Genomic DNA, 12,063 nt, shown 5'->3' on the forward strand with positions numbered 1-12,063 from the left:
ATATGTTCAAGTGTTTTTGCATTAATAATATTAAAAGGTGGTACAATTATATGTATAAGTGATATCGAACGTATAAAAATTCATAGTCCGGTATCTATAATAGGAGGAAAAACTTATGATTATGAATATATTTTTTGGCGTAATAATGGCGGCTGCATTTTTACTTGTAACGTTTTTCGGTCTTGGGCCGGTTATGTTTGCCGATGGTTCTATGAGTGAGAGAATGACAACACTGGCGGTAGTTGTTCTTACTTACGCTGCACTTGTAACGATATCTGTGGTTTTTGTAAGAAAGAGGATGGCAAAGACAGGTCACTAGAGAATTAATAAATTATGGAGTAGAATATAACTTCCTAAATGTTAAAAAATAGGTGTTGACAAAGTGATGTAAAAGGAGTATTCTGTTATTAGAATATTTCGGATGTCGAAATATTCTAATAAAGGAGATTGGTTCATGCAAATAAATTCCACCATATTTGATTTGATTTTTAATAATATAAATAAGATTTTTTATCCGAGGGATATTATTAATATAGACTTGGAGTTATCCAAGTCTGAAATTGTTCTTCTTCTGCAGCTTGAAAAACAGGGTGAGCTTATGATGTCAAAAGTATCAGACAGCCTGAACGTCCCCATGAGTACAGCCACAGGTATAGTAGAGAGGCTGGTAAAAAGCAGCTATGTTATTAGGGATAAAAGTGAGACTGATAGGCGGATCGTTGTTATAAAGCTGACGGATAAAGGGAAAAGTCTGGTATCCAAGATCCATACCATTGCTCTTGGATATATAGATGATATTTGCAATGAGCTTGAGCCTGAGGAAATTCAGATGATCATAAAAATATTTTATAAGGTCATAGATGTTGTTGAGAGGAAAAAAGCAGCAGACCGAAAGCCAAAAGCCAGTGAAAATGTACTTAGAAAGATCCAAATCGATTAAAAACCAATTTGAGGACCAGTAGTAAGCCCTTTATTAGGTAAGGAATGACTAAAGAACCGTAAGGCTATATAGCCGTTCTATATACTTAATAAAAGGGCTAAAATTAAAATCGATATTTCGACATGCGAAATATTTGAAAAACGTAATAGAATAAAAAGGAGTGAATGATTATGAGAATTATTGTATACACTGGTAAAGGCGGCGTTGGAAAGACTAGCATAGCTGCTGCTACAGCTTTAAAATCGGCAAGAAGAGGACTTAAGACTCTAATTATAAGTACCGATGCAGCACATAGTCTTGGAGATTCCATGGATATTGAGCTTGGCTCAGAGCCCGTTAATATTGAGGAAAACCTATGGGCTCAAGAGATTGATACAATACATGAAATTGAAAAGGGTTGGGGAAAGGTTCAGGAATATCTGACAACACTTTTTACATCCAAGACTGTAAAAGATATTACGACTGAAGAACTAACTGTGTTTCCGGGAATGGACGAATTGTTGAGCCTTATAAGAATACTGGAGCATTACAAGGAGGGATTTTATGATCTTATTGTAATAGATTGTGCTCCTACCGGAGAAACCCTTGCACTTTTAAGTTATCCGGACCTTTTCAGGTGGTGGATGGAGAAGCTTTTTCCACTAAAGAGGAAGGCTATAAATCTAACAAGGCCAGTAATAGAGCCGCTTTTGGGGATACCTATGCCTTCGGATGGGGTTATGGGGGAAATAGAGAAAATATTTAACCAGTTGGATGAGATGAAAAAGATATTTACCGACAGGAAATCCACCAGCATCAGAATAGTGGTAAACCCTGAAAAGATGGTTATCAAGGAAGCTAAAAGAAGTTTTACCTATCTCAACATATATAACTTTAATGTCGACGCAATTGTTGTAAACAGAGTTATTCCTAAAGATATAACCGACAACTATTTTGCACTATGGAAGGAAATACAGAGTAATTATATTGATGAAGCTAAGGAGTGCTTCTCACCAATACCCATATTGTATGCACCTCTCTTCGAAAAGGAGATAGTTGGATTAAATATGCTTGAAAGGCTGGGGGAAGTAGTATTTACCGAACTGAACCCTGAAGGCATATTGTACAATATTAAAACCCAGTCAATTGAAAAGATCGGAAAGAACTATCTGCTGAAGATAAATATGCCTTTTTGTGAAAAGAATGACTTGAGTTTGGCACAAAAGGCAGATGAACTAATAATCAGGGCAGGAAGAATTAAGAGGAATATAACCCTTCCTAAGACACTTCAGTACCTTTCAATTACATCAGCCAAGTTTGAGCAGGACACACTTAATATAATATTTGGTGGTGAATAAAATGGATAACAAGGCATTAATCAAGGAACTAGTGAAGCTGGAAATTATGAAAACACGGCTCATAATGGATATTTTGCCGGGGCAGGTTGGAAGATATGCAAAAGAAGGGTTTGATTCTATTATTGATGCCGTAAATGAGGTTACTAAAGAGTATGCAGAAAAACGACCCAAGGAAGAGAAAACGAGAGAAGGCGGGATTAATAGGGTGAAGATAGAGTAAGACAATAAACATTAGTTATGGGAGTTGACTATGCATGTGTTTTTTAGTCAGATATTTAATATGATAATGGGCACGGTTCTTATAATAATTATATTTGCTTTGCCAATTGTGTTAACTTTTACAAATGTTATCAATCTACTTAGAAATAAACCAACTACGCTGCAATTTGTGGAGGTTTTAACAATAGTAGCAGGAACGATTTTGACATTAATACTATATGGGGTTATAGGACTGGTGGACTATGATAAGCCCCTTTACACAGGGGCTATATATCCGGCATGGCACGCACCTATAGCATCCTGGCATATGCCTACAATACTTGTTCTAGGGTTTATTGGAATTATTGGGTTTTTACTGATCAGGCTAAGTAATGGAGCACTTCCTCCACTGACGCTGCTCTTATGTTTTGCAAGTATGTTTATAGGCTGTATATTAGCTTTAATGTGGATAATACAATTGTCACCACATCTATTTGATGGAGTTCTGTACAGGGTTGATACTTTCTATCTATGCCTTTTTCCCTTCAATTGTATAATATTGTATATTTCTGCTGTAATAAAAGCAGTAGGAGCATATATACCTGAGGAAAAAGAAACTGTATATAAAAATGCAATTCTACAAAAATTGAACATTATACTAAGAAACAGCAAGAGTTGGCCGCTAGCAATTGTTGTTTTGACAATCCCAATACTTGCAGTTGTCATGATTGTGCTTGTAATACTGGGGCAGCATCCCGATGCAGCCATTAAAGCCTTTACAGAGACAAGCGACTGGCTGTTGTCCCAAAAGATATCTCCGCCTTCGGTTGAAGCACCCAGTGGCCATTATTTATGCACTGTTTCATTAAGAGGACATAGACGAGTGGTAAAACCCTTAAGATATGGTTTAAGGCATAACAACAAAATTGTAGTAAACAGGCAGCTATGTGTGGCAAACGCTTTTGAGGATCTTTTGAAGGAGAGGGTTCCGAAGGGACATAGGGTTATAAGGTATATATATGACAAGTATGGTTATCCCCTGTCAAAGCACATCAAAACGCCATTAAGTGCGGATGTTGTTTATATTCTAATGAAACCTCTAGAATGGATATTTGTTGCTGTGTTGTATCTGATGGATAGGAAGCCTGAAAATAGAATTGCAGGACAGTATCTGCCATACAGGCTGTATTAGTAAATGGTGACCAAAACAATACCCTAAATGACACTTTGCTTGGGTTTATAAATTATCCATCTTATATTAATATATATATATAACTAAAAAAGCAATTACATATCTGGGGGAATTATTATGAAACTGATGAGAAAAATTTCTGTGCTTATGGTTTTTGTACTGGTGTTTTCCATAGCTGATATGGGCAGCTTGGACACTGTAGATGCCTACCTCGATAAGCCCTTTATCAATTCAATGTTTGCAGACCATATGGTATTGCAGAGGGATGTCGAGAACCCTGTTTGGGGCTGGACTACGCCAGGCGAGAAGGTATCAGTAGAAATTGACGGCATAACTTATACATGCATGGCTGGCACAGATGGTAAATGGATGACAAAAATCGGACCTTTTCCTAAAGGCGGGCCTTATGATATGAAGGTAACTGCATCCCAGACAGCAACAATAAAGGATATCCTGTTTGGAGAAGTATGGTTTTGCACCGGTCAGTCCAATATTGTGCTCCAGCTTCGTGAAGCATTAAATCCTACTACTGAAATCCAAAATGCAAATTATCCGAACATACGCTTCTTTAATGTTCCGTATGGATATGCTGGCACTCCTCAGGATAAGTTCAGTTACCCCGATCAATGCAAATGGCAGGCCTGCTCACCAACAACAGCACAAAATCAAACAGCTGTAGGGTATTTTTTCGCCCGCAAATTAAGTGCCGAGTTGGATGTACCTGTAGGAATAATTCTTTCAGCTGTTGGTGGTACCAAGATAGAGTATTGGATGAGCAGGGACATTCTGCAAACTTTTCCCGATTATACACAGGAATTGGCTAATCTGCAAGTGAACTCAAATTCACTGACAGGGCTTTATAACGGAATGATAGCTCCCGTTTTGCCGTATAGAATAAAAGGTACCATATGGTACCAGGGAGAAGGCAGCACTGAGAACGATTACAAGTACAATAAACTTTTACCTTCTCTAATTAAAGATTGGAGGGATAAGTTTGGTATAGGTGATTTTCCGTTTTTGATAATTCAATTGCCAAACATTTCAGCTCTGCAGTCTGCACCGGCACAAAACGGCTCATGGACCTTAATACGTGAAGCACAGCTTCAGACTGCTCAAAATGACAGCAATAACGGGCTAATAGTTACAATAGATATAGGTGATGCCAACAATGTACACTGTCCGAATAAACAGGACGTAGGTATGAGATCTGCATTATATGCACTAGGCAAGGTTTATGGAAAGAATGTGGTTCCTTCCGGTCCGATTTATAAAGCAATGACAAAGGAAGGAAATAAAATAAGGGTTACCTTTGACTATACAGGAAGCGGACTGATGGTTGGACAGAAGACCGGACTTGATCCGGTAAAGATGGTTCCCGGTGGTGTATTAAAGGGATTTGCCATAGCAGGAAGTGATAAAAAATTTGTATGGGCGGATGCTGTAATTGAAGATGACAGCATAGTCCTGTCGTCTTCCTCTGTAAGTGCTCCGGAAGCTGTAAGGTATTCATGGTCGGATAATCCCATTGGAAACCTATACAACAAAGAAGGTTTTCCTGCTTCACCATTCAGAACCGATATAGATAACAGGCTTGCTGTTATTGATGGAACAGGCAGTGGTACATATAAACCTGGTGATGAAATAAGTTTATCAGCTGCAACACCACCTTCAGGAAAGAAATTTGAAAGATGGATCGGGGATACAAGCGGATTGGATAATGCTTACGGTGCAAATGCAAAATTAACAATGCCAGCGGCGTATCAATGTATTAAGGCAAACTTTATTGATATTAATGCAACTATCATTCCGCCTTCACCTACACCGACGGCAGCAAAGGAATATGCTGTTTCGGGCTATGTGAAGCCAGATTTTAATTTCACACAAGGTGCTGGGGAATTGATTAATTCAGGCTTTAATGTAGAATTGGAAGGAACCGGATTTAAGGATGTGACTGATTCAAAAGGGTATTTTGAAATAAAAGGTGTTCCTTTGAATGGTGTTGGCTATACATTAAAAATCAGCAAACCCAACTACTTATCCCATGAGATTAAAAATGTCTTTGTAAAGGGAAATGTCGAAGTATCATCTTCTACAAATCCGATTAATATATGGGCAGGCGATATTTTAAAAGATGGTGTGCAGGATAATACAATTAATATGGTTGACATAATAGAGATTGCTCGTGTATTTGGAAGTGTTGCCGGGGATGGGAAATATATTGAGAGCTATGATTTTAATATGGATAATGTTATAAACTTGAATGAAGTAATTATAATTGCAAGACATTTTAATGCAACATCTTCAAACTATCCGGATATAAGTTTGGATAAGTAATAGAGTATAATCACTTATAATATATTTTAAATGAATATAGAATAAAAGCTCATAACCTTATAATTAGAGGTTTTGAGCTTTTTTATTCATTCCGTAAATAAAGATTTTGCTTCCTTGTATCTTCCCATAATTTCATTTCCAATTTCGGGATTGAATTCAATAACTCTTACTATATAAGATAAAGAATTACCTTCATACTTACCCATGTTTTTACCTAATAGAGCTGTTTCCATGCATATTCTGGTAACATTGACAACACAATTTCTTTCATGCTCAATATCGCATTGCCTGCATTGCAGTAAAATTTCTACAATGGCATCTATCAAATTCTCGCTTCTATATGATTTAAAGTCTTCCTTCGGTACTTTTTCCATAGCATGATGTAAAATAGTATTTTTACTTTCAAAATAATAATCCAAAACAATTTTGCTAAACCCTATAAGGCAGTCTTTTTTAGTACAAACAGGGCAACTTTCGGATGTTTTGCAGCAGCTTAGAACTTCTTTTTTTATTCTATCAAAGTCAATATCCATATTTTGGCCTCCAAATTAGTAATTTGGTATTCATTTATATCTTCGGTATAAATTAAAAATTAATTTATAGTAAAACTTTTAATTATTTAGTAAATAATATGCCAAATATTTAAATATTAATATTGATAGAGTTATTAGTGACATTATTAGTAAGACCACTGGTTATCCGGGCTTGACATATTAAGAGTATTGTTGCTTTGAGTTATGATGTTTTGAGGAACATTGAGCTGCACCTGACACTGACATTCCTTGAATGCTAAGGACATTTCTGCAAGCAAACTCGCTACTTTTTCTGTTGCATCGGGTTTGGACAAAAATTTAGCCATTTCTTTCATGTGGCACATCCTCAAGGGGTTATCTATTACCTGATTAAGCACATTGTTTAGGTCAGATTTTTTTATAACCCTTGCAGCAGCACCTATATTTGAAAGAAACTGTGCATTTCTTTCCTCCTGGCCTGGAATTGGAGAAATAAGTACTAGAGGTATATTTTTGATTAATGCCTCAGAAACAGTCATTCCCCCTGGCTTTGTTATCAATATATCCGACATATCCATATAATCGGAAATTTTATCAGTATAACCGATTATCTTAATGTACTTTTTAGACCCTTTTGAACATTTTTCCAGATGGCGAAGAAGCTTTTTATTTGTACCTGTTATTACTACAATCTGGATGTCTCTTTCTAACTTTAACAGTGACAGAAATGTTTTTTGCATGTCACCAAATCCAAGACTACCACCCATAATGAGTATTGTAGGCTTGTCTTCCAGGCCATATTCAAGTAGAAGTTTATGCCTGTCATTGCTTTGGTAAAAGTTCATTCCTACTGGAATCCCCAAGGGGTATATAATGTCACTGGGAATTCCTTTGTTTTCAAGCTCGGCTTTTATAAAGTCATTTGCAACTACATATGCTGATACGTATTGGTGTATCCAATAGGAATGGGTAGTATAATCGGTTATAACAGATATTGTGGGAATTTTGAGTTTGTTTTTCTTGTGAAGCATCGCCAGTATTTGCAGAGGGATAAAGTTGGTGCAAGCGATAACCGACGGATTGAATTCATTTATCAGATCCATCAGCTTTATTGCTAAAAATCTATTTAATATACTCCCGAAATTATAACTGCTTCCTACAGGTTCGGATAATGAATAATATTTGCCATATATTTTGGGAGTCAGTTTTAGAATACTCATATACCCTCCAACAATGACCCTGTCCAATAACGGGCTTATGTATCTATATGTATCGACAACCATTATATTGGAGTCAGGATACTTCAATTTAATCTGCTCACTAATGGATTCAGCTGCTTTAATATGCCCTGCCCCGGCAGAGACTGTAAGTATAAGTATTTTCATATAAATCAAACCCTTGCTATTAAATCAAAAGTTATGTTTTAATTATTACCCAATTTGTTAATATTAACCGCCTTATAGTCAACTGCTACATCTATATTTTTCTCTCAAATTAAAAAAAATATCATAAAATATTGTGTTTTGTTTCAAAATACATATGGATATTTTTTTAAAATGTGATGTGCTGTTAATATAAATTTAATTTGGACAGGAGGAATTATTTTGGGTGTTAGAGACAAGCTTTTAGATTTTAAACGAAGACTATCTGATAGAAAAATGTACAGTATTGTTATAGTAATTATTGGTGCATTAGGAATTTGGGGAATGTATCAGTATAAGCATTCCGGCAACCTGAGGCAGGAGCTTGACAACCAGTATAACAGGGCTTTTTTTGATATGGCAGGGTATGTGAGGAATGTTGAAGTGCTTTTGGTGAAATCACTCATCACCTCATCGCCGCAAAAAACGGCATCAACTTTACAGGAGGCCTGGAGGCAGTCAAATTTGGCACAGTATAACTTAGGTCAGCTTCCTATTTCATCAGGTGTGCTGTCAAATACCTCCAAGTTTCTGACGCAAGTAGGAGATTTCTCATATTCTATGAATAACCAGAATCTACAAGGTAAGCCTTTATCAGATAAGCAGTATAAAACATTAGAGCAGCTTCATGACTATGCTGTAAAGCTGGGGTCAAGCCTTAGTAATTTGCAGGGTGAACTTTCTGCCGGCAGGTTAAAATGGGGAGAGGTTTCTAAGAAAGGAGCCAGTGTATTTAAAAAGACTTCTGCAACACTGCCGTCTAAGGAGTTTGAGAATATTGACAAAACATTTCAGGCCTACCCTACCCTTATATATGACGGTCCCTTTTCCGATCATATAGCAAGTGCACAGCCTAGAGGTATTACAGGAGAGATGCTGACTTTACAGCAGGCAAAGAATAAGGTAGGAGAAATATTTAAATATAAGAATGTAAAAGCGATAACAGAAACAGGGAAAAATAAATCTGATTCCGTGAAAACCTATGGTTTCAGGGTGACTTTCAATGGTGTACCTGACGAACAGGCAGCAAACATAGATGTTACGCAAAAGGGAGGACATATATACTGGATGCTCATGAACAGGCCGTCAGGTAAAGGGAAGCTCAGTATTGACCAAGCTAAGGAAGCCGGGAAAAAATATCTTGAAAAGCTAGGCTATTCAGGAATGACAGACACATATTACCTGAAAGAGGACAATACTGCTACTATAAACTATGCATACAAGCAGAATAATGTCATCGTATATCCTGATCTCATCAAATTGAAAGTAGCCCTCGATAATGGTGAAATTATAGGTGTGGAAAGCAAGGGGTATCTTTATTCCCATACCACAAGAAACATAGCAAAGCCTAAAATTACTGAACAGCAGGCACGAAGCACTATAAACAGGAAAATGGAAGTATTGTCTTCGGGATTAGCCATAATACCTACAGATTATAAAACAGAACTGTTTACTTATGAATTTAAAGGAAAATTAGGAAATAATGACTTCTTAGTATATATAAATGCTGAAACAGGAAGGGAAGAAAATATACTTATGATAGTTGACACCGACAGGGGTATTCTGACGTTCTAATTGCCGGGTTTATGGGATTGTAAAATTAGCTGTTACAATAAATTAAGGTGATTTTGCTTGTGATAACAGACTAACGAAATTTTTGTTATTTTCAGCAGAGTCACTTTTTTAATGCCTAAAATTATGGCTAAAAAATTGAAGGAATATGGAATTTTATATAGAAAATATTAATTTATTAAGCCTTTAGGGGGATTTATGCAATCTAAAGAACCTAGTGATATTAGTATTCAACCTTTAATTAAAGACAATTTTGAGCAAATATATTTGTTATATTTTAATAAGATATATAACCTTGCATTTAAAATAACCGGAAGCTCGGATGCTGCTGCAGACATTACTCAGGAAACCTTTATCCAGGTTTTAACTAATGCCGATAAATATAGAGGTGATAGTCAAATTTATACCTGGATATATGCTATAGCAAAAAACAATTGCTTTAAGTACATAAAAAAGATTAGGAAAAATTCTTTCCACTCAATGGAAGAGTTAATTAAGACAGCAAGTTTTAATGTAGAATATAGTCAGCAGGAAAAACAGCAATATATTGTGCAAGTGAAGGATGGGTGCCTTTTGGGCTTGCTCAGATGTCTTTCTTTTAACCAACGTATAGCATTCATTCTCAATGTTTTATTTGATGTTTCTATGAAAGATGTAGCATCAGTTATAAGTAAATCTGAAAACTCCACTCGAATACTGATTTGCCGTGCAAGAAAAAATATAAGAGAATTTTTGTGTAGGAATTGTTCTTTGTATGATAATAACAACAGCTGCAGGTGTGAGAATTTAATATCATTTTCATTAAAGCAGGGATGGATAGAGAAATATAACCCTAATATTTCACCTAATCTTGTAGAAGCGGAGATAAAGGTATTTAAGAATGAGATTAGCCTATATAAGACAATAGCATTAAGAAGTGAAAGCGATGATTTAAAGATGAAAATTCTATTTTCTATTAAAGAACAGAAATTTAATATTTTTTCTCAAAAAAAAGTGAAATAAACCTCCTTGTTTTGTATCAAATAAGTTAAAAATACTTTAAATTAAAACTTAATTTAGGAGGCTTATTATGAGATTTTTAGTAAACGTAAGGGTTAACCTTACAACAATGTTGGAATTCGGACAAAAACTGAAGCAAGGAGAGTTAGACAGAAGTTGTATAAGAGGGGAAACATATTGTATAAAAAATGACCCTGCTGTAGGATATAGCATTTGGGAGGCGGAAAGCAGGCAGGAATTTGACGAAAAGTTTAGCCCGTGGAAAAAGTACTATGAAGAAACGGATATAAGGGAGGTTATTGATCCAAATGAATCAATGAGATTATTGATGGAACAAACACAAGAATAAAAGTGATTTAAAGATGCAAGCATACATATATAATGGGAAGGCGGTTTATTCTTGCATAAATATGGCTATAGTTGTATTATAATTAATATCATACATTATGGAGGATTTTTCTGTGAATGAAAACAATTTTGAAAAGCAAAACATAGAAGACCCGGAATCTAATGAAGGGAGTGCTGGCAGACTATTTAAAAAGCCCACTGTCAAGGAAGCCAGCATTTTGTTCTCTGTAGTACTAATAATATTTATGTTGCTTAGTAATGTGTTTTTAAGGCTGCCTTTGGGGGATTATTATATTAAGGCTATTTCGTCAGAAATATTGCTGGTTATGGTCCCACCCATTATATTCTTGCTCTATAAGAAATATGATATAAGGAAGATCCTTCGGCTTAACAAGATCAGTTTTGTTAATATTATTCTGATAGTATGCATAACGGGTTTTTCCATACCGGTTGTTGGTATTCTCAACCTTGCCAATATGGTTATAATAAAGCTGATATTTGGCAGCACTAATTTACCTCAGGTTCAAATACCTGATATTGTAACACTGATAAAAGGCTTTATTGTAATAGGAATGTCTGCAGCTATTTGCGAGGAAGTGCTTTTTAGAGGAGTTATAATGAGAGGCTATGAAAAGCTTGGCAAGACAAAGGCGATTATAATCACTGCTTTCTTGTTTGGTTTAATGCATCATGACTTCCAGAGGTTTTTAGGAACATTTCTCCTCGGTATTCTGATGGGTTTTCTTGTTTACAGAGCTGATTCATTATATGCAGGGATGGTAGCACATTTCACAAACAACTCTCTTGTTGTATTGTTGAGCTATGGGTTGGGAAAGCTGACATCAAAAATGGGAGGGACTCCTGGGGGGACAGGATCAGATGCGGATCAAAGCCTTTCAATGCTTTTGTCTATGCCTAAAATTCAGCTTATTACTACATTGGGAATATTTGGAGTAATGTTTTTGTGTTTTTTAGCCGCTTTAGCAGGATTGCTTTATGCATTCATGAGAAATACCACTGTTCCTGTGGATAATGGCTTTGAAACCCGTGAAGAAAATAAGGTAAAAGGCTTGTTGTGGGTCATACCTGGCGTTATGGTAATTGTCTTGATTTATTTACTTCAGGGCATTTCCCTTGCGGGAGTGGAAAACGAGTTTTTAAGTAATATAATAAAAATATTGGGGCTGTAAGCAGCCCCTTTGTTGTCCAA

The 12,063-nt window shown here is 36.0% G+C and carries 12 protein-coding genes; 10 read left to right on the top strand and 2 right to left on the bottom strand.

The features are described 5' to 3' along the window. Positions 1–115 precede the first annotated feature (115 nt). The 6 genes from Bccel_RS24635 (at position 116) to Bccel_RS24660 (ending at position 6,001) form a co-directional block, all read left to right on the top strand. On the top strand, positions 116–319 hold the full coding sequence (locus Bccel_RS24635) for a DUF6954 family protein (protein WP_036943425.1): 204 nt from the start codon (positions 116–118) through the stop codon (positions 317–319). Positions 320–454: 135 nt separating this feature from the next. Next, on the top strand, positions 455–940 hold the full coding sequence (locus Bccel_RS24640) for a MarR family winged helix-turn-helix transcriptional regulator (protein WP_036943427.1): 486 nt from the start codon (positions 455–457) through the stop codon (positions 938–940). 170 nt (positions 941–1,110) lie between these two features. Continuing rightward, a complete protein-coding gene (locus Bccel_RS24645; RefSeq protein WP_036943429.1) occupies positions 1,111–2,277 on the top strand; it encodes an ArsA family ATPase in 1,167 nt (388 codons plus the stop codon). Between the two features lies 1 nt (position 2,278). Next, on the top strand, positions 2,279–2,497 hold the full coding sequence (locus tag Bccel_RS24650) for a hypothetical protein (RefSeq protein WP_036943432.1): 219 nt from the start codon (positions 2,279–2,281) through the stop codon (positions 2,495–2,497). A gap of 30 nt (positions 2,498–2,527) precedes the next feature. Next, the gene (locus tag Bccel_RS24655) at positions 2,528–3,667 is read left to right on the top strand and encodes a DUF6688 domain-containing protein (RefSeq protein ID WP_050753809.1); all 1,140 of its coding nucleotides are present in this window, start codon (positions 2,528–2,530) and stop codon (positions 3,665–3,667) included. A gap of 117 nt (positions 3,668–3,784) precedes the next feature. After that, positions 3,785–6,001 (top strand): sialate O-acetylesterase, encoded by a 2,217-nt coding sequence (locus Bccel_RS24660; RefSeq protein WP_050753810.1) that lies wholly within the window; start codon positions 3,785–3,787, stop codon positions 5,999–6,001. An 86-nt stretch (positions 6,002–6,087) separates the two neighbouring features. Here the strand turns inward: Bccel_RS24660 and Bccel_RS24665 are convergent, their stop codons facing one another. Beyond that, positions 6,088–6,534, bottom strand: a complete 447-nt coding sequence (locus Bccel_RS24665; RefSeq protein ID WP_050753811.1) for a hypothetical protein — start codon at positions 6,532–6,534, stop codon at positions 6,088–6,090. 146 nt (positions 6,535–6,680) lie between these two features. Next, the gene (locus Bccel_RS24670; protein ID WP_050753812.1) at positions 6,681–7,898 is read right to left on the bottom strand and encodes an MGDG synthase family glycosyltransferase; all 1,218 of its coding nucleotides are present in this window, start codon (positions 7,896–7,898) and stop codon (positions 6,681–6,683) included. A gap of 219 nt (positions 7,899–8,117) precedes the next feature. Between Bccel_RS24670 and ypeB the strand changes: the two genes are divergently transcribed. The 4 genes from ypeB (at position 8,118) to Bccel_RS24690 (ending at position 12,043) form a co-directional block, all read left to right on the top strand. After that, positions 8,118–9,509, top strand: a complete 1,392-nt coding sequence (gene ypeB, locus Bccel_RS24675) for a germination protein YpeB (RefSeq protein WP_036943435.1) — start codon at positions 8,118–8,120, stop codon at positions 9,507–9,509. A 195-nt stretch (positions 9,510–9,704) separates the two neighbouring features. After that, the gene (locus tag Bccel_RS24680) at positions 9,705–10,508 is read left to right on the top strand and encodes an RNA polymerase sigma factor (protein WP_036943437.1); all 804 of its coding nucleotides are present in this window, start codon (positions 9,705–9,707) and stop codon (positions 10,506–10,508) included. A gap of 67 nt (positions 10,509–10,575) precedes the next feature. Continuing rightward, on the top strand, positions 10,576–10,854 hold the full coding sequence (locus Bccel_RS24685) for a hypothetical protein (protein WP_036943440.1): 279 nt from the start codon (positions 10,576–10,578) through the stop codon (positions 10,852–10,854). A 112-nt stretch (positions 10,855–10,966) separates the two neighbouring features. Next, positions 10,967–12,043, top strand: coding sequence for a type II CAAX endopeptidase family protein (locus Bccel_RS24690; protein ID WP_050753813.1), 1,077 nt, complete (start codon positions 10,967–10,969; stop codon positions 12,041–12,043). The last annotated feature ends 20 nt before the right edge of the window (positions 12,044–12,063 follow it).

Origin of the sequence: Pseudobacteroides cellulosolvens ATCC 35603 = DSM 2933 (assembly GCF_001262605.1) — a bacterium.
In the GTDB taxonomy this organism is placed as follows: Bacteria; Bacillota; Clostridia; order Acetivibrionales; family DSM-2933; genus Pseudobacteroides; species Pseudobacteroides cellulosolvens.